18 protein-coding genes are annotated in these 16,830 nt (G+C 59.9%); 14 read left to right on the plus strand and 4 right to left on the minus strand.

The genetic code is table 11. The annotated features are described in order from the left end of the window. Nucleotides 1-15: 15 nt before the first annotated feature. Nucleotides 16-669, minus strand: a complete 654-nt coding sequence (locus VB780_RS08710; protein ID WP_323350745.1) for a TetR/AcrR family transcriptional regulator — start codon at nt 667-669, stop codon at nt 16-18. An 84-nt stretch (nt 670-753) separates the two neighbouring features. Between VB780_RS08710 and VB780_RS08715 the strand changes: the two genes are divergently transcribed. Beyond that, nucleotides 754-1,626: an AraC family transcriptional regulator gene (locus tag VB780_RS08715; RefSeq protein WP_323350746.1), complete on the plus strand. Its 873-nt coding sequence runs from the start codon at nt 754-756 to the stop codon at nt 1,624-1,626. On the opposite strand, the gene VB780_RS08720 is transcribed toward VB780_RS08715, so the two are convergent. Together VB780_RS08720 and VB780_RS08725 are read right to left on the minus strand one after the other, a co-directional pair. Further along, nucleotides 1,623-1,880 carry a type II toxin-antitoxin system RelE/ParE family toxin gene (locus VB780_RS08720; RefSeq protein WP_323350747.1) on the minus strand — a complete coding sequence of 86 codons (258 nt, stop codon included), beginning with the start codon at nt 1,878-1,880 and terminating at the stop codon, nt 1,623-1,625. The two genes, VB780_RS08715 and VB780_RS08720, sit on opposite strands and share 4 nt — an antisense overlap. After that, on the minus strand, nt 1,877-2,080 hold the full coding sequence (locus VB780_RS08725; RefSeq protein WP_323350748.1) for a hypothetical protein: 204 nt from the start codon (nt 2,078-2,080) through the stop codon (nt 1,877-1,879). The genes VB780_RS08720 and VB780_RS08725 overlap by 4 nt, the downstream gene beginning before the upstream one ends. A 256-nt stretch (nt 2,081-2,336) precedes the next feature. Here VB780_RS08725 and VB780_RS08730 point away from each other — a divergent pair, with 256 nt between their 5' ends. After that, entirely contained in the window at nt 2,337-3,521 is a 1,185-nt protein-coding gene (locus VB780_RS08730) for an NAD(P)H-quinone oxidoreductase subunit H (protein WP_323350749.1), read from the plus strand. On the opposite strand, the gene VB780_RS08735 is transcribed toward VB780_RS08730, so the two are convergent. Continuing rightward, a complete protein-coding gene (locus VB780_RS08735; protein WP_323350750.1) occupies nt 3,518-5,503 on the minus strand; it encodes a winged helix-turn-helix domain-containing protein in 1,986 nt (661 codons plus the stop codon). The two genes, VB780_RS08730 and VB780_RS08735, sit on opposite strands and share 4 nt — an antisense overlap. A gap of 571 nt (nt 5,504-6,074) precedes the next feature. Between VB780_RS08735 and VB780_RS08740 the strand changes: the two genes are divergently transcribed. The 12 genes from VB780_RS08740 to VB780_RS08795 all read left to right on the plus strand — a co-directional run bounded on the left by VB780_RS08740 (nt 6,075) and on the right by VB780_RS08795 (nt 16,586). Beyond that, entirely contained in the window at nt 6,075-6,428 is a 354-nt protein-coding gene (locus tag VB780_RS08740) for a YdhR family protein (protein ID WP_323350751.1), read from the plus strand. A gap of 86 nt (nt 6,429-6,514) precedes the next feature. Then, the gene (locus VB780_RS08745; protein WP_323350752.1) at nt 6,515-7,018 is read left to right on the plus strand and encodes a DUF6653 family protein; all 504 of its coding nucleotides are present in this window, start codon (nt 6,515-6,517) and stop codon (nt 7,016-7,018) included. A gap of 34 nt (nt 7,019-7,052) precedes the next feature. After that, a complete protein-coding gene (locus tag VB780_RS08750; RefSeq protein ID WP_323350753.1) occupies nt 7,053-7,850 on the plus strand; it encodes an MBL fold metallo-hydrolase in 798 nt (265 codons plus the stop codon). 119 nt (nt 7,851-7,969) lie between these two features. After that, a complete protein-coding gene (locus VB780_RS08755) occupies nt 7,970-8,425 on the plus strand; it encodes an ester cyclase (protein ID WP_323350754.1) in 456 nt (151 codons plus the stop codon). A 151-nt stretch (nt 8,426-8,576) separates the two neighbouring features. Beyond that, the gene (locus VB780_RS08760; protein ID WP_323350755.1) at nt 8,577-9,509 is read left to right on the plus strand and encodes a hypothetical protein; all 933 of its coding nucleotides are present in this window, start codon (nt 8,577-8,579) and stop codon (nt 9,507-9,509) included. Nucleotides 9,510-9,619: 110 nt separating this feature from the next. Continuing rightward, nucleotides 9,620-9,844 carry a hypothetical protein gene (locus VB780_RS08765; protein WP_323350756.1) on the plus strand — a complete coding sequence of 75 codons (225 nt, stop codon included), beginning with the start codon at nt 9,620-9,622 and terminating at the stop codon, nt 9,842-9,844. Between the two features lie 79 nt (nt 9,845-9,923). Beyond that, a complete protein-coding gene (locus VB780_RS08770) occupies nt 9,924-10,487 on the plus strand; it encodes an OsmC family protein (RefSeq protein WP_323350757.1) in 564 nt (187 codons plus the stop codon). A gap of 421 nt (nt 10,488-10,908) precedes the next feature. Beyond that, nucleotides 10,909-11,199, plus strand: coding sequence for a hypothetical protein (locus VB780_RS08775; protein ID WP_323350758.1), 291 nt, complete (start codon nt 10,909-10,911; stop codon nt 11,197-11,199). Nucleotides 11,200-11,303: 104 nt separating this feature from the next. Then, on the plus strand, nt 11,304-14,396 hold the full coding sequence (locus VB780_RS08780; protein WP_323350759.1) for a BTAD domain-containing putative transcriptional regulator: 3,093 nt from the start codon (nt 11,304-11,306) through the stop codon (nt 14,394-14,396). Nucleotides 14,397-14,400: 4 nt separating this feature from the next. Then, entirely contained in the window at nt 14,401-15,042 is a 642-nt protein-coding gene (locus tag VB780_RS08785) for a nickel-binding protein (RefSeq protein WP_323350760.1), read from the plus strand. A 317-nt stretch (nt 15,043-15,359) separates the two neighbouring features. Next, on the plus strand, nt 15,360-16,445 hold the full coding sequence (locus VB780_RS08790) for a class I SAM-dependent methyltransferase (RefSeq protein WP_323350761.1): 1,086 nt from the start codon (nt 15,360-15,362) through the stop codon (nt 16,443-16,445). A 3-nt stretch (nt 16,446-16,448) separates the two neighbouring features. Next, on the plus strand, nt 16,449-16,586 hold the full coding sequence (locus VB780_RS08795) for a hypothetical protein (RefSeq protein WP_323350762.1): 138 nt from the start codon (nt 16,449-16,451) through the stop codon (nt 16,584-16,586). Nucleotides 16,587-16,830: the final 244 nt, after the last annotated feature.

Below are 16,830 nucleotides of genomic sequence, written 5' to 3' on the forward strand. Positions count from 1 at the left end.
ACCTGGCAACCCGCATCATAGCGGGTCAGGTCGGGTGAACAGCAGCTCGATGTAGTGGCGGTAGTGAGCCAACTGCTGGGCCATTTGCGTCGGGTCTTGCAGCACGCGGGTCATCACAAAGCCGCCTTCAAAAACCGACACGAGCGCATCGGCCAGGGAGGCAGCGGTGACGGAGGCCCGGGGAGGATGCTGGGCGATCGCCGCCTCAAACTTGGCCCCCAGCCGCTGCCGCCACAGCAAAAACGACTCTGCTGAAATGGTGCGAATCTCGGGGGCCAGATCCTCAAACTGGTAGACGTAGGAGGCGATCAGACAGCCAGCGGTGGGGTCAGTGAGCTGCTCGACCTCCTCTTGCAGCAGGCCGAGAAACACCAAAATTTGCTGGAGCGGGTCGCGGCTGAGCTTTTCGGCGCGAGCCAGGGTGCTCTCTAGGTGGGCGGCATCGCGATCGCTGTAGCGCTGCACCAACGCTTGGGCCAGGTCGGCTTTGGTCTTGTAGTGGTAGAAAAACGCCCCCTTGGTGATTTCGGCCTTGGCCAGCACCATGTCTATGGAAGTGCCCGCCAGCCCGTGGCCCATCACCAGGGCGTGGGCGGCGTCGAGAATCTTGGCTTTGGTTTTTTCGCCACTGCGGGGCATGGGTTTGCCGGTGAAATTGATGTTGCCCATCTTACAGACTATTTAGTCTGTTTGGTATAAAGCTAGTAAAGTTTGGACTAGTGGGCACTGCCCGACCGACGTGAGGATCTTGCCATGGCCCCTCAACTGCTCTCCAGCAAGCCCCAGATCGATGCCATCTTTACGGCCCCGCCGCTGGTGTCCACCGAGGAGTTTTGCTGGGGGGGCACCTACGTCGACTGCCGCTGGGAACCACCGGGGGAAACGCCCATGGAGGTGGCCACCCCCTGGCACAGCATTGTGCTGTTTACCCAGCTGCCGGAGACAGCCTTGGCGGAGCGCTGGATCGACAGCCAGTTTAAGGTCGAGCCCGTGCATCCGGGGGATATTTTGGTGTTGCCCGCCCAGGTGGGGCAGCGATCGCGCTGGAACGTGCCGGGCGAGTTTATGAGTCTGGCCTTTGAACCGGCGACCCTGGGGCGATCGCTGGATGGCACCACCGTTGAGTTGGTGCCCCACTTCGCCACCCAAGACTTGCTCGTGCTTCAACTCGGGCTGGCCCTCAAACGGCAGCTCCAGCTAGGCAACATCGACAGCCTCTACGCCGAATCGCTCACCACGACCCTGGCGGTACACCTGCTGCAAACCTACGCCACCCGCCAGCCCATCCTCAAAACCTACTCCGACGGGCTTTCCCAGGCCAAGCTCCGGCGCATTCTCGACTACATCCACGCCCACCTCGATACTGACCTGCGCCTCGCTACCCTGGCAGACCTGGCGGGCATGAGCGCCCACTACTTCTCGCAGTTGTTCAAGCAGTCCACGGGGTTTGCCCCCCACCAGTACGTGATTCGCTGCCGGGTCGAACGGGCCAAGACACTGCTGGCCCAGCCCCATGCGCCCATTGCCGACATCGCCTACCAGGTTGGCTTTGCCCACCAGAGCCACCTCAACCGCCACTTTAAGCGGCTGGTGGGGGTTACCCCAGGGCAGTGGCGGCGGAGTTAGCGATAAATTTCCCGGCGATGCCCAAGTGCCACTACCAAAACCAGTAGCTGGTCATCTTCGATAGCGTACAGAATGCGGTAATCACCCACTCGAATGCGGTACAGGTTATCCTCGCCAGAGAGTTTGGTAACGCCAGTAGGCCGAGGTTCAGTAGCTAGGGCGTCAATTTTGGGTTGAATTCTTCGTTTCGCCTGCTCCGGCAAAGCCTGAAACTGTTTAGCCGCACGTTTCACAAACCTAAGGCGGTAGGTCATAGCCCAGATTCTGCCTTGAGGTCGTGCCAGTCTACGGTGCCTTCGGCGGCAACGGTTGCTAAAGCCTCCCTAGCTTCTATGAGGTCAGCATTGTCCTCAGTTTGCTTGCTTTTTAAGAATCTCAAGAAATCCAAAACCTCGACAATTAAAGGATCTGAGGCATCGCTTAACTCTTGCATAAGCATTTCCTTCAGCGTCATCCTATGGCTCCTATGGCTCTAGATATAGCTTGTTAAACAAGTTGTGATCCGGCAGGGGGCTGACCAACCGCCTGCAATCATCGGGCTGCAGTCGTTCCTTCTTGTCAGTTTGTGGCTGTCCTTCACAGTTTCATCCCACTAAAACTACCCTAACCCTTCTCTGTCGGAACTTTGTGCAAACGCTTTGAAGAACCTGCAAGACAGGGCGGGGCAAAGTCAGAATACTGGTGCCATGACCCCCAATGGAGGAACACCCATGGCCCAAATCGAAACCCGCACCGAGCCCATGGTGGTCAACTTTGGCCCCCACCATCCATCTATGCACGGCTGCTTTCGCATTATGGTCACCCTCGACGGCGAAGACGTGGTCGATTGCGAGCCCGTCATCGGCTACCTGCACCGGGGCATGGAAAAAATCGCCGAAGGCCGCACCTCAACCATGTTCATTCCCTACACCAGCCGGTGGGACTACTACGGCGGTTTGTTTAACGAAGCGGTAACGGTCAATGCCGTGGAAAAGCTGGCGGATATCGAGGTGCCCCGGCGGGCCAGCTACATTCGCGCCATTTTGCTGGAGCTGACCCGGCTGGTCAACCACCTGCTGTGGGTGGGGCCGTTTGTGATGGATATGGGGGCGCAGACGCTGTTTTTTTATACGCTGCGCGATCGCGAACCGATTCTTGATTTATTTGAAGCGGTCAGCGGCTACCGCATGGTCAACCACAATTACTTTCGGGTGGGGGGTGTGGCCGCTGACCTACCCTACGGCTGGGTGGACAAGTGTCAGGATTTTGTTGACTACCTGGCCCCCAAGCTCGACGAGTATGAGCGTCTGGTCACCGACAACCCAGTCTTTCGCCGCCGCTGCGAAGGGCTTGGAGTAGTCAGTCGGGAGGATGCTATTAGCTGGGGCTGCTCTGGCCCCATGCTGCGCGCCAGCGGCGTGCGGTGGGATCTGCGCAAAGTTGACCACTACGAATGCTACGACGACTTTGACTGGTCGGTGGCCTGGGAGGTTGAGGGCGACTGCCTGGCCCGCTACCGGGTGCGCCTCACGGAAATGCGCGAGTCTCTAAAAATTATTCAGCAGGCGATCGACGGCCTGCCGGGCGGCCCCTGGGAAAATCTGGAGACCAAGCGCCTGGCCGAAGGGCCAAAGTCGGAGTGGGATAGCTTCGACTACCAGTTCATCGCCAAAAAAATTGCCCCCACCTTCAAAATTCCCGCTGGCGAGCACTACGTGCGGGTGGAATCGGGCCGGGGCGAGCTGGGCATTTTTCTGCTCGGCAACGACAGCCCCATGCCCTGGCGCTGGAAGATTCGCCCCGCCGACTTCAACAACCTGCAACTGCTCCCCCATCTGCTTCGGGGCCAAAAGGTGGCCGACATTTTTGTCATTCTGGGCAGCATTGACGTGGTCATGGGTTCGGTTGATCGCTAAAAGCCGTCAAAGCGATAGCCAACGCCGGTCACCGTGGCGATCGCACCACTGTAGTCCCGCAGCTTTTTACGCAGCGATCGCACGATCGAATCCACCACGTTGCTGCCGCCTTCGTAGTCATAGCCCCAGACTTCCTCCAGCAGGGTCATGCGGCTAACCGCCTTGCCGGAGTGGCTGTGCAGGTAAGCTAAAACCCCGTACTCCAGCGGCGTGAGGGGCACTGGCTCACCGTCAATGATCAGGGCGTGGCCCTCTACATCAAACACGTCGGGGCTTGAAGATGCTTCCGTTAGCGGTTCTGTTGCCAGAGACTCCGCTGGGCAGCCGTACTGGGCATCGACCAGACCGCTGAGCCAGCCCATCACCTGCTGGGGGCCAAAATCGAGGCAGTAACAGTAGTAGTGGTGCCCCTCCAGTTCAATGCCATCCCCCAGCGAGCGAAAGCCTAGCCGTTCAACAATTGGTCCCTGCTGATCGATGCTGCGAAAGACGATATAAACCCGCCGCAGGGTATCCAGATTTTCGAGATACAGGCGCTTGGCATCGAGCCAGCAGGCAGCCTGAATCTCTGACATAGCTTCCCCAGTGAGCTTGCCCAGGGCACGGCGAATGAAAAAGACCCGCTGCCCGGCTGGCACTGGGTTGGCCTGTAGCTCTTGCCACCAAAACTTGGTAATCGGGTCGGCCAGCAGCAGATTTTCTGACACCTCAGCGGGGTCAAACACCAGAGAATAGCCCACCAGGTCGTTGTTGCGATCACGCGCGGCCCGAAACGCCGTCGGTACCTCTCGCCACCAGTCCTGGAGTAAAACAGCCGCCTGCTTACCCTCGTGCAGCTGGGTAATGGCGACAATGCCCTCCCCATCCTCAGCCTTGGCGGGCTCCATCGCCAGGGTGTGCGCCCCTGCCGGAAAGAAGGCATCGCGCACCATGCGGTGCTCAATCAGATACAGCATGTCGGCGGTGTAGCGCCAGCGGTGGGTTTGCCCCGCCGTGGCCCACTCCTGCCGCAGCTGCTGCCAAGCCCGACTGCGGTAGAGCTGATATTTGGCTGGATCGGTGGTCTGCAAAAAGCTGCCCATGGCCTGCTGCACCATGTCGTGCAGCATCAGCCCGTCCTGGCTGATGGCGACGAAGGGCAGGGTTAATAGGCGATCGCGGGCTTCACTTTCTGGCACATCGGGCACCATGGCGGCGAGGAGCGATCGCGTCGTCCGCCGCACCACCGAGGCCGCCTCCAGCACCTGTCGGGTCACCGGATCGCGCACATCTTGTAAATAAATGCGGGCCAGCTCGCTGACCACAGGCTGCCCCTCTAGCTCGACCATGCTGAGGTCGGGCCGCTCAGCCAGGGCCGCCGCCGCCAGCTTCAGCGCCAGGGGATGGCCGTGGGCAAAGCGGGTAATGGGCTCAACCTGCTCTGGGGCAACGCCTGCCTGCCGCAGCAGCGCCGTTGCCGCCACGGTATCTAAACTGTCTAGCGCCAGGTGCTGGCACAACCCCTGCCAACCGGGCGTGAGCAACCAGGCCGATACTGGGGCCTCGCGACCGACAAAAAACAGCCGCACCCGGTCGGGCAGAGCAGGCACAAACCCCTGCCGCAGCCAGGCATCGAGCAGGCGAAACAGCTCGTAGGTGTCGAAGGTGATAACCACGGGGGCAGGCAGGCGATCGAGGGCAGCGGCAACATCGGCCACCGTGGCAAAAGATGCTTTGCAGAGCTGCCCTAGCGCCTCTAGCACCCCCTGTTCTGACGGTTCCACCGCTCGGCAGTCGAGCGGTAAAACAGTGATGTTTTGGGCCTGAAGCTGCTCCACAAAGGCCGCCAACAGAGCCGATTTGCCGATGCCGCCCAGACCGGAGACAAAGGTAACCAACGGCCCGTCGTCATCCAATGCTCGCCACAGGATATCGAGTTCTGCACCGCGTCCAACAAAACGCTGCTGGGCCTGCTGTCGAAGGCGATCTTGAATAGTCGGCATCGGTCACTCCGGGGTTGGCGAAATGGCTCTGCGGCAAGTATGAGCAGTTTAGGCAATGGTGTCTGGCACGTTCTTCCGATGGTTTGCACAAAAAGTCGAAAATAGGACTGTTAAACTCACTGTAAATCAGGAATTTTAATCGGCGAAGGCGATTTCCAAGAACGCCAATCCCAGCATTATCTAGTGATCCTAACTGCTGTAGGGTGGGCATCGCCCACCACTGGAAAGATTTTCGAAAAGTCGCCTAAGCGCGCTTTTCTCGTAACTTCCAATTAACTCAATGCTAGCCTCAAAAGCTTTGCATTTGAGAGGATGTTTGAAAAGTCTTGTTTCTTGTAGCAAAAGTAGAGATCCCCCTAAATCCCCCTTAAAAAGGGGGGTAAAAGTCCCCCTTAAAAAGGGGGGCAGGGGGGATCAGCCGGTGACTAAAGCTACAGCAATTCACTTTTCAAACGCCCTCTGAAGCTGATCACAGCTTTCTCATCAGATGATCATGGGGTGATCATCACTCTGTTCGCAGCCTCGCCCATGATGGTTGGTGTATTGAAAACACCCGACATCGGAGGTACCCATGAGCTGCATTTTACAGATGAATTTTGCGTTTGACGCGCCAGCAGAACAGTTGAAAGAAGCCGGGTTAGACCTGGCGCTAGCGATCGCCCAAGTGCCCGGACTGGTTTGGAAAACCTGGCTCATGAATGAAGCCAAAAGAGAGGCGGGCGGCATCTACTGGTTTGACAGCGAGGTGGCGGCGATCGCCTACCTCAACAGCGATATTGGCCAGCACATTCAGCACAACCCCGCCTTTAGCGCCATGCAGATTCGCCTCACCCCGGTCTGGTCGGAGGCGACCGCTATCACCGCCAGGGCCGTGATGCCCACCCAACCTCAGTTTGGGGCGGTGGTTGGCCAAGCCCTGGGTTAGTCCTAATGGCGATCGCCCGCTTCGCCTAAACCCCGATCAAAGGGGCGATCGCTGCCCTTGCAGTATGCCAATCTGGAGGACCAATCATGGTTGCCCGCACAATTTCTCAACTTTTTGCCATGGATGAGCGCACCTGGCGCGGCCACGCCAACCCCTGGTGCTTTTGGACCCGGCTTTCGGTAATGCCCCTGCTGTTTTTAGCGATCTGGAGCCGAGTTTGGCTGGGCTGGGGGGCGCTCTGGCCCATTGCCATTGCCCTGAGCTGGGTGTGGGTCAACGCCCGCCTGTTTCCGCCGCCCCGGTCAACCCGCAACTGGGTATCTAAGGGCGTGTTTGGCGAGCGGGTGTGGATTAACCGCAACCAGGTGCCCATCCCTTCCCACCACCGGACTTTGCCCCAGCTTTTAACCCTGCTGGCGGCCCTGGGCCTGGGCCTCGGAGCCTGGGGACTGTGGCAGCTTAATCTGACGCTGACCCTGGTGGGCACGCTGCTGATTTTTGTCGGCAAACTGTGGTTTTTTGACCGCATGGTGTGGCTCTACGAAGACATGAAAACCGCCACCCCCGAGTACCAAAGCTGGCTTTATTGACCTATCCACTCACCTACTCAAAAAAGGAGAACCCATGCAAGCACCGACTATGTTCGACCCGCAACGCATTGCCGCTGATACCTACACCCTGCCTGCCTACCTGCCGGTGCCCGGTGCAGGCCTGCTGCCGGTGAACGCTTTTCTCATTCGCGCCGCTCAGCCGATGCTGATCGACACCGGACTAGCCGCCCTGGGAGCTGATTTCATCGATCGCCTGTCGCAGCTGATCGACCCCGCCGACCTGGCCTGGATCTACCTCACCCACACCGACCCCGACCACCTGGGCAACCTGGCCGAGCTCATGGCCCTGGCTCCCAGAGCGCACCTTGTCACCACCTTTTTGGGCATGGGCAAGCTGGGGCTGCTGCAATTTCCGCTGAATCGGGTGTATTTGCTGAATCCAGGCCAGCGGCTGGATCTGGGCGATCGCACCGTTCTCGCCCTGCGGCCCCCGGTCTTTGACGCCCCCGAAACCACCGGCCTGTTCGACCCCGACAACCGCATACTGTTTAGCTCCGACTGCTTTGGGGCGCTGATGCAGCAGCCCGTCGAGACGGCTCAGTCTATCCACCCCGATGCTCTGCGCGACGGATTGATCAACTGGACGATGGTCGATGCCCCCTGGCTGCCGCTGGTCGAGGCCAGCGCGTTGAACCGGGCGATCGCCCCCCTGCGCCAGCTTCAGCCCCAGGTCATTCTCAGCAGCCACCTGCCCCCCGCCTGGGGGTTGACCGACCGGCTAATTGACTATCTGCAACTGGCGCGGTTGGCAACGCCGACCCCCGGCCCCGACCAGCAGGCCCTGGAGCAGATGATGGCGATCGCCGCCTAGGGGTCTGTCAATCCCAACCTACGAGAACCCTAATTTTCAGGATTGACGCTGCACTAACGACACCGTTTAGTTTTCAAGTTCTCTGTTCTGTTCTTACGTTTTTTCAGGAGATATGACCTATGTTTGCAACCTCTATTTCTGCCGCCGATCAGGCTCAGCTAGAGCAGCACAAGCAAGTGATTCGAGAATTCTTTGCCACCACCCACCGGGGCGAACTGGATGTGATCGATCGCCTGGTGGCAGCCGATATCGTCACCCACAACTTCCCCGGCGGCAAGAGCCCCACCAGCCGTGAAGAGTACAAGGCGTTCTTTCGCCAGTGGAATAGCGGCGTGACGGAGCAAGAGTGCGTGATTTTGGCGATCGCTGCCGAAGGCGAGCACATCGCGGTGCGCTACGCCATTACCGGACGCCATGCCGGAAACCTCTTCGGCATCCCCGCCACCGGCAATGCCCTGAATTTCACTGGCGTAGCCTTCTACCGCATGACCCAGGGGCAAATTGCCGAAACCTGGCTCTACCCCGACACCGCTACCCTGCTGAGCCAGCTCGGGGTACTGCCCACCGCCGCCTAAACCACTTGCCTCGCCTGGGGCGACGTTGCCGGGACGCTTTGGCGACGAACCGGCGACGCCCCTCTATCTACTCTGAAATCAAGTCAAAGCACAGGCCCCTGAGCCATTCGGTTCAACCCTGACAAGACCCGTTTTATCTCAAGGAGGTTTTATGACCGCCGCAACCGTTCCGAAGTATAGCTACCCGGCCATTCTCAAAGATGCCGCGCGGGTGACCTGGCAGGTGGAAGACCTGATTGGCCCCCATCGCCCCCTCGACTTTAGCCGCCCCTTTTTGCCCGAGGCGCTGGTGCAGACCCAGGTTTCCGGCCTCAGCGTTAAAGAATCCCTGGCCCTAAACCACATTCGCAGCTACAGCTACCTGCACCTGTTTGGCCTGGTGGAAGAATTCATTCTGCCGCTGGTGGTGGACCACGCTAAAACCCCGGGCTGTGATGACATTGAGGCCACCCAGGCCTACCTGGGCTTTGCCGCCGAAGAGAGCAAACACATCCGCCTGTTTCGCCAGTTTGCGGCGGCCTTTGAGGCCGGGTTTGGCCATCGTTGCGAGGTGATTGGGCCGCCCCAGGCGATCGCCGACTTCGTCCTTAGCCACAGCCCCCTGGGCGTGGCCCTGATGACCCTGCACATTGAATGGATGACCCAGCGGCACTTTCTGGAAAGCGTTCGCGGCCAGCAGGATGCCCTCGACCCACAGTTTTGCCGCCTGCTAAAGCACCACTGGCAGGAGGAGGCCCAGCACGCCCGCCTCGATGCCCTGATGGTGGAGTCGATGGCTCAATCGCTAGATGCCAATGCGATCGCAGCTGCTATTGACGACTACATCGCCATCATTCGCTACCTCGATCAGGGCCTTAAAGCCCAGGTGCAGCTGGATATTGCCAGCCTGGAGCGGGCGATCGGGCGAACATTTTCTGCCCCCGAACGGGATGAGATTCAGCACATTCAGGAGCGCTCGTATCAGAACGCCTTTCTGATCGCTGGAATAACCCATCCCAGCTTTAAGCACAGCGTGCAAGCGTTGAGCGCAGCGGGATACGCCCAGATTGCGGCCCTGGCCCACGAGTTTTTGCCCGACGACTAACGGCGCGACAAACGAACTGCGCAATGAACCCAAAACGGAATGGCTGCGGTCATTTCACGGATTGCTGCGCCCTATCGCCCTCAATTGTCTCTAAGCAAAGGAGTTTAACGATGACACCAAACCAACGGTCACCCACCCTGACCGACATTGCCCCCGATGGCCACGCCGACGGCAAGGCAACCCTGCACCAGCAGGCCGCCCAGGATCAACTGGCGTTCCGTAATACCGACTGGGTAGACAGAATGCGACCGCAGGAAGCTAACCCCACAGAAGCCCTAACCTACGAGGTTTTGTGTGCTGACTCTGCGGCGACCCCCGTTTACGGCTTTTTGTAAGCCCACCATTCAGGCCTGACGCCTGTTCCGACGGTCTTGTTTTTGCCCAATTTTTCACTAACCCTTAAGGAGTTTGATCATGACCACCCAAACCGTATACACCATCAATGGCTTTGCTCCCAGCGGCATCACCGACCTGATTGCCGCCATTCAGCAAGATACCGCCAATGCCCAACTGGGGTTCCACGCCACCACCGCCTGGGTCGATGGCACGCGATCGCTGACCAGCATCAAATCCTTTGACTGGGCCGGGCAGCCCTACGCCCGCAACTTCTCGCTCACCATTGACGAGCCTGAGGAACTGGGCGGCACCAACATGGGGCCAAACCCCCAGGAAGTGCTGCTAGCAGGGGTTAATTCCTGCATTATGGCCACCTTTGTCGAGTTTTGCTCGGTGGAGGGCATTCGGCTGGAGAAGGTGGAGATCCACAGCACCGGCACCCTAGACGTGCGCGGCATGCTCAAGCTGGATGAATCTGTCCACGCCGGGTACCAAGACCTGCGCTGGACGATGACGGTCAAGGGCGATGCCAGTCCTGAGAAATTCCAGCAGATGTATGAGGCGACGATCGCATCTTCGCCCAACTTCTGGAACCTGGCCAACCCGGTCAAGATGGTGCCGACCCTGCAAGTCGAAGCCTAAATTCAGTGTCCCTCGGCGGCAATTTGAGGGTCGCCGAGGGAGGGCGTATGCAACGGTTGGGGGATCCTCTCTTCCCCCCTTAAAAAGGGGGGTCTAAGTCCGCTTCAAAGTCCCCCTTTTTAAGGGGGATTTAGGGGGATCGCTAGCTTTGGCCGGTAGTCCCCCAATCTCTAGATGCGCCGCCGAGGGGCGTTTCAACCCACCAGACATCAGGAGATTAAGCCGTGCTGTGGAATTTTGACTCAACTAGGTTCTCCATTGATCGTGAGCAAGACCTGCAACCCTACACCTGGAAACTGCTCAAAGCCTTCTGGCGATTCAGTCACTTTTACGGTAGCTATCACGCTCTGCCTCCTTCAAAGCGGCGGCAATTTATGAATGAGCAGCTGAATTTAACCCAACCCCAAGCGAGGAACTGGCCATGAAAGCCCCTACTCATAGTGTTGACTCTCAACTATCAGCGGCCCCACTGGTCGCCCAACCCCCTTCTGACCAAGCCCAAAGATCAATTCGGCGGAGAATATCAGCATGGCTACAGCAGCGATCGCAGAACCTGATCTCGTCTATGACGGGCAGCACCGAACCTCAGATTCGGCAGCTGCAGAATGGGAATCTGCGCTGGCGGGCTTACGACCCGATCTCTAGACAGGCGGCCCACTTTACCTCTGAACATGAACTGCGGCAGTGGTTAGAGCAGCGCTACTATCGTTAGGTAATGGCCCTCAATTTTCCGGTGAACTGTTGCCTGAAAGACAGCATACCGAGGGCAGGTCGGCAGGTTCTCCAGTCAGAGTTCTAAGCGGCTGCATAGATTGAATGCTTTGCATTGAGCTATTGGGAGCGTTTCACCTGACCGATGCCCAGGTCGGAGACATTGCTGTGGGCTCAGAGCGATCGCAGGCTCTACTGGCCTATCTACTACTGCACCGTCACGGCCCCCAGTCGCGCCAGAGCATGGCTCTCGCCCTCTGGCCCGACCTGCCCGAGGCCCAAGCTAAAACCAGTCTGCGGCGAGAACTCTACCGCCTCAAGCAGCTGCTGCCCCAGGCGGATCGGTATCTCAGCATTCAAACCAAGACCCTCCAGTGGCTGCCCGACAGCCCCTTTCAGCTGGATGTGGCTGAGTTTGAAGTGGGTTTGGCCCAGACGGCATCTGCTCAGCCGGTGGATGCATTGACTGTGCGATCGCACCTGGAGCAAGCCACCCATCTGTACCGGGGCGAGCTGCTGCCCCAGTGCTACGACGACTGGATTGTGCCCCTGCGAGAGCGCTATCACCAGCAGGCCATGCTGGCGCTTGATCGGTTAATTCAACAGCAGTTGCAGCGGCAAAACTATGCCGCCGCCCTACCCCTGGCCCTGCGGCTGCTCCAGCTCGACCCGCTGCACGAAATGGGCTACCAGGCATTGATGCGATCGCATCAGGGCTTAGGCGATCGCGCCGCCGCCCTCAAGGTCTATCATCAGTGCCTCACCACCCTGCGCGACGAACTCGGCATCGACCCCAGCCCCACCACCCAGCAGCTCTACCAGCAAGCCCTCACCGCCGAGCCTTCGCCAGAGATCTCCACTGCCCCACCTCCCCTATCTCCCCCACCTTCCCCATCCCCACTGCGCCCCAATCCCCCCGCCCCAAACGCTCCCCTAGTCGGCAGAACCGCAGAACACCAAACCCTGCAAACCTGGCTCAGCACCGAGAACACCGCCCTGCTGCTGATCGGCGAACCCGGCATCGGCAAAACCCGCCTGCTCGAAGAACTCACCCACATGGTGCAGACCACGGCTGGAACGGTACTCCAGGGGCGCGGCTTTGAGGCCGAGCTACTGCGGCCCTACGGAGCCTGGGTAGATGCGCTGCGATCGCTGCCCTCTGACCAACAGCAATCGCTGCCCCCCGAGCTGGGTGCACTGCTGCCCGAGCTGGGTATTCCATCAGAACCCTTGGCCGACCGGGGCCGTCTGTTTGACGAAGTAATTGCGCTGCTGCATCAGCTTGCGATCGCCCAGCCGCCCCTGGTCATCGCCCTTGACGATATTCAGTGGCTCGACGATGCCTCGGTGTCGCTGCTGCACTATGCCCTGCGGCTGTTGCGTTCAACCCCAGTACGGTTTGTCTTCAGCGCCCGCCGCCAAGAACTCCAGCAAAACCCAGCGGTGGCCACCCTGATTCAAACCCTGCGCCGCGACCAGCAGCTGTGCGTTTTAGATATTGGCCCCCTCGGCCACAGTGCCATTCTGGCCCTGATTCGCACCGTCGATGGCTCGATGAATGGCGATCGCATTTACCACGACAGCGGCGGCAACCCGCTGTTTGCCCTCGAAGCCGTGCGCGCCTTGCACCACCAGGGCCGGATAGACTCCAGCACCCTGCAAGCACTGATTGCAGATCGCCTCAAACATCTGGCCGACTCGGCCCAAACCCTGCTGCCCTGGGCGGCGGCGATCGGTCGCCAGTTTGCCCCCGACCTGCTAGCCCAGGTGGCCGATTGTCCCCTGGCTGATCTGCTTACGGGTCTGGAGCAGCTCGAAGCCGCCAACATCCTGCGTCCCAGTGCGGCAGGGCAAAACCGCTACGACTTTGCCCACGATGTGGTGCGCCAGGTGGTCTATGCCTCGATATCGGCCCCACGGCAGTGCCTCATGCACCGACAAATCGCCCAGCACCTAACCCTATTGGCCGCCTCGACCCCCGAGCTAATCGGCGAAGTCGCCCGCCACGCCTCCCTGGGTCAGCACCATGAGCTGGCGGCCCAGGCGGCGCTAGAGGCGGCGCAGCGAGGGTTACAGCTGTTTGCCTACGAAGAAGTGGCCGAGCTGGCCCAGCAGGGCCTGAGCCACTGCGCCCACCTGGAACCCAAGACCAAATTTGCCTTAGAACTGCCGTTGTTGAAGGTGCAGGTGCTGGCGGGGGTCGGGGCTGAGGAAGTGCCTGCGATCGCCCAATCTCTGCAAACCGCTCTGCAAACGGCCCAAGATCTGGGCTTGCCAGAGGCCGAAGCCACTGGCCTAGAGGCGCTGCTGGTGTTGAACTACCACCACAATCGCCTCAGCGACCTGCACCACCACTCTCTGCGGGCGGCGGAGCGGGGCCACACCGTGCACCCCAGCCACAGCGCCCGAGTGCTGGCCATTAGCGGGGCCTGCCTCACCACCATGGAGCGCGACATGAACCGAGCCGAGGCGCTGCTGCTAGAGGCCCAGGCCCTGGCCCAGCGGGGGCAGGCCATTTTGCCCGATATTCCCTGCGGGCTGGGCATTGTGGCCCGCTTTCGCGGCGACCTGGTCACCGCCCGACGACAGTTTGCCGCGGTCTACGCCCTGCTTGAGACCACGCTGGCAAACGACCCACCCATCTATCTGAATGTCGCTATGGCTCTCAGCCACTGGGCCATGGCCGAGCTAGAGGCCCACCATTGGGAAGCTGCGATCGCCCGCTGCCGCGACCTCCAGCCCCTCGCCCAAAAGCTGGGCCAGGGTAGCGAAGTTGCCTTTGGGCAAGCGCTAGAGGCCCTGGCTTGTTATGCGATCGCGCCCGCTCAAGCAGAGAGCCATACCGCTCTAACCACCGCGATCCAAACCCTTCACGACCTCGATGCGCCCCGGAAACTTGCCTATATTTACAGCGGTGCCGCCGAAATCGATCTCAGCCGCCACCGTCCTGAATCTGCCCTAGCCCACGCTATCGCCGCATACACCGCCGCCCATGTCGTAGCCCATCCCAGCGATGTGGTCATAGCTGGGTCGCTGCTAGTTAAAGCCCAGATCGCCACCGGCCAACTGGACAAGGCCCAGCCAGCCTGGCCCCTACTGCAAACCTTTGCCCACCGCCAGGAACTCAGCCACCGCGCCACCCAAACCCTGGCCGCCGCCGCCCAAGCGTTCAAGACCACGGTTTCTCCCACCCGTTAGTGCCATGGCTACAATTCTGATTGAAGCAACCCACTCCACGCCGCTGATCGGGGCGCAGCTGACGGCGTTTATCCAACGCTCTCAAGATTGTCTGAAGGCCCGCCACATCCAGCGACTGGGCATGTATATTTCGCCCAACGGTACCCGCACCCTCTGCGAGATGGCCGCCACCGACGCCGATACCGTGCGCGAGGCTTGCTATGCAGCGGGTGCCCCCTTCGACCACATTTGGGCGGCCGATGTGATCGAGTTTCCCAAGCTGGGGTCAGGAATGGGCGATCGCCCCTCTCCCCCACCTGCCGTCCCATCCTCGCCTGCTCCATCCATCGTCAACTCCGGGGCGATCGCAAACTCTGAGAATCGTCGTCCACCAGCGACCGCGGCCCGCATTTTGGTCTTGTCCCTCTACACCCCTCCCCTCACAGAAGCCCATTTTGAGGAGATGAGGGCCAATCCCACCCTTCACCCCTGCCTGAGCGTCCGCCGCATCCAAAAACTGCGCACCCTGATCTCAAAAGACCGCAGCCGCAGCATTTGCGAATTTCAGGCCACCGACGCCGACACCCTGCGCGAAGCCTTTCGTCAGGAAAACGTTTCCTTCGAGCGCGTATGGACGGCCCACCTGCAAACGTCCGAATCGCCTTAGCCACTAGCGCCCCAACGGCACCGCCACTTCTGACTAAACGATCCTGTTTTGCAGAAGCGCCAGGGCGTGCGCCGACCTCGATCTAACCCCAAATTCAAAACATATCATCCTGACCCTACCAAAGTCAGCCCGGGAGACGTAGACGTCGCTCAGCCGCAGGCTTGAGGCCGTTCGCCCTGACACCTTGAGTGCAGCAAAGCAGGATTTTTGGGCCATCAGCGTTACAAAGCGTAATTTCGTGGCCATTGACAGGTGCGATCGCGCCGCTTAACATACAGACTAGTTGGTATAAATAAAACACATCCCCAGGAGGCCCCATGACCGCCCAACTTGCACCCACCACCTTTGATGCCGCCAAGGCCGAAGCCTTTGCCGGTGAAATGCTGACCATGCTCAACCAGGGCGCTTTGTCGCTGATGGTGTCGGTTGGCCACCGCACTCAGCTGTTTGATGCGATGGCCAACCTGCCCCCAGCCACCAGTCAGCAGATTGCCACCGCCGCCGGTCTGCACGAGCGCTACGTGCGCGAATGGCTCAACGCCCTCACCGTAGGACAAATTGTGGAGTACGACGCCACCGCCAAAACCTATCGCCTGCCCGCCGAGCACGCGGCCTTTCTGACTCGTGCGGCGGGCTCTGAAAATATGGCCACCTTTTTTCAGCACACCGTTGGCCTGGCCACGGTAGAAGACGAGATTATCGAATGCTTTAAGGCGGGCGGCGGCGTTCCCTACTCGGCCTTTGGCCGCTTCCATGAGGTGATGGCCGAAGACAGCGGCCAAACCATTGTCGCGGCCCTGGAAGACTACATTTTGCCCCTAGTGCCGGGGCTGATCGAGCGGCTGCAGCAGGGCATTGACGTGCTGGATGTGGGCTGTGGCAGCGGTCGGGCGATGAATAAGCTGGCGGCGCTGTTCCCGGCCAGTCGGTTTCGGGGCTATGACTTTTCGGCCCAGGCGATCGCCGTTGCCACCGCCGAGGCCCAGGCCCACGGCCTCACCAACGTACAGTTCCAGGTCAAGGATGTGACCAATCTCCAGGAGCGCGATCGCTACGACCTGATCACCACCTTCGACGCCATCCACGACCAAGCCCACCCCGATCGCGTGCTGCGCAACATTCGCCATGCCCTGCGCCCCGACGGCCTGTACCTGATGCAGGACATTCGCGCCGCCAGCGAGGTCAGCGGCAACCTCGACCATCCCGTTGCGCCTTTTCTCTACACCGTGTCGTGCATGCACTGCATGACGGTGTCGCTAGCCGAGGGCGGCATGGGCCTGGGCACCATGTGGGGCCGCGAAAAAGCGAGCGAAATGCTCGCCCAGGCAGGGTTTAGCTCGATCGACATGAAGGAACTGCCCCACGACATCATGAACGACTACTACGTGATTCGGAAGGGATAAGCCATGTGTCAACTCTGCGGACTGGTGGCCCTGGCGAATCGCCGCCAGCCATCCCGCCCTATGCCTAACCTATCGAGTTGGGGTGTTTTGGCGGTGGGCCAGGCCAAGACCGATCGCCCACCCAATGCGCCCCGGCGCTAATTCTCCCTGGCCTGTTTGATCGGTTTTATTTAACTACTTCATCTACTCAGATCTTGCCCCCTGGCCAGGGGGATGAGAGAAAAGGGCGTGAAGCGTATAGATAGCAAGGACCATGAAGATTCTTGCCCGCGCCCAAGCGCTAATCTACTGGGATGCCGAGTGCCTATCAGCGCCAAAGCCTGAAAGCCTTCCTAGAACTGTTTCTCAAAGCGCAAGGGGCACCGTTGCCCGAGCATAGTCACCT

The sequence above is a fragment of the Leptolyngbya sp. CCNP1308 genome (genome assembly GCF_034932455.1).
Classification (GTDB): Bacteria; Cyanobacteriota; Cyanobacteriia; order Phormidesmidales; family Phormidesmidaceae; genus Nodosilinea.

Bases quoted from the DNA above. Each gene is read 5' to 3' on its own strand.
- VB780_RS08710 (WP_323350745.1), bottom strand. From the start codon at position 669: ATGGGCAACATCAATTTCACCGGCAAACCCATGCCCCGCAGTGGCGAA.
- VB780_RS08715 (WP_323350746.1), top strand. From the start codon at position 754: ATGGCCCCTCAACTGCTCTCCAGCAAGCCCCAGATCGATGCCATCTTT.
- VB780_RS08720 (WP_323350747.1), bottom strand. From the start codon at position 1,880: ATGACCTACCGCCTTAGGTTTGTGAAACGTGCGGCTAAACAGTTTCAG.
- VB780_RS08725 (WP_323350748.1), bottom strand. From the start codon at position 2,080: ATGACGCTGAAGGAAATGCTTATGCAAGAGTTAAGCGATGCCTCAGAT.
- VB780_RS08730 (WP_323350749.1), top strand. From the start codon at position 2,337: ATGGCCCAAATCGAAACCCGCACCGAGCCCATGGTGGTCAACTTTGGC.
- VB780_RS08735 (WP_323350750.1), bottom strand. From the start codon at position 5,503: ATGCCGACTATTCAAGATCGCCTTCGACAGCAGGCCCAGCAGCGTTTT.
- VB780_RS08740 (WP_323350751.1), top strand. From the start codon at position 6,075: ATGAGCTGCATTTTACAGATGAATTTTGCGTTTGACGCGCCAGCAGAA.
- VB780_RS08745 (WP_323350752.1), top strand. From the start codon at position 6,515: ATGGTTGCCCGCACAATTTCTCAACTTTTTGCCATGGATGAGCGCACC.
- VB780_RS08750 (WP_323350753.1), top strand. From the start codon at position 7,053: ATGCAAGCACCGACTATGTTCGACCCGCAACGCATTGCCGCTGATACC.
- VB780_RS08755 (WP_323350754.1), top strand. From the start codon at position 7,970: ATGTTTGCAACCTCTATTTCTGCCGCCGATCAGGCTCAGCTAGAGCAG.
- VB780_RS08760 (WP_323350755.1), top strand. From the start codon at position 8,577: ATGACCGCCGCAACCGTTCCGAAGTATAGCTACCCGGCCATTCTCAAA.
- VB780_RS08765 (WP_323350756.1), top strand. From the start codon at position 9,620: ATGACACCAAACCAACGGTCACCCACCCTGACCGACATTGCCCCCGAT.
- VB780_RS08770 (WP_323350757.1), top strand. From the start codon at position 9,924: ATGACCACCCAAACCGTATACACCATCAATGGCTTTGCTCCCAGCGGC.
- VB780_RS08775 (WP_323350758.1), top strand. From the start codon at position 10,909: ATGAAAGCCCCTACTCATAGTGTTGACTCTCAACTATCAGCGGCCCCA.
- VB780_RS08780 (WP_323350759.1), top strand. From the start codon at position 11,304: ATGCTTTGCATTGAGCTATTGGGAGCGTTTCACCTGACCGATGCCCAG.
- VB780_RS08785 (WP_323350760.1), top strand. From the start codon at position 14,401: ATGGCTACAATTCTGATTGAAGCAACCCACTCCACGCCGCTGATCGGG.
- VB780_RS08790 (WP_323350761.1), top strand. From the start codon at position 15,360: ATGACCGCCCAACTTGCACCCACCACCTTTGATGCCGCCAAGGCCGAA.
- VB780_RS08795 (WP_323350762.1), top strand. From the start codon at position 16,449: ATGTGTCAACTCTGCGGACTGGTGGCCCTGGCGAATCGCCGCCAGCCA.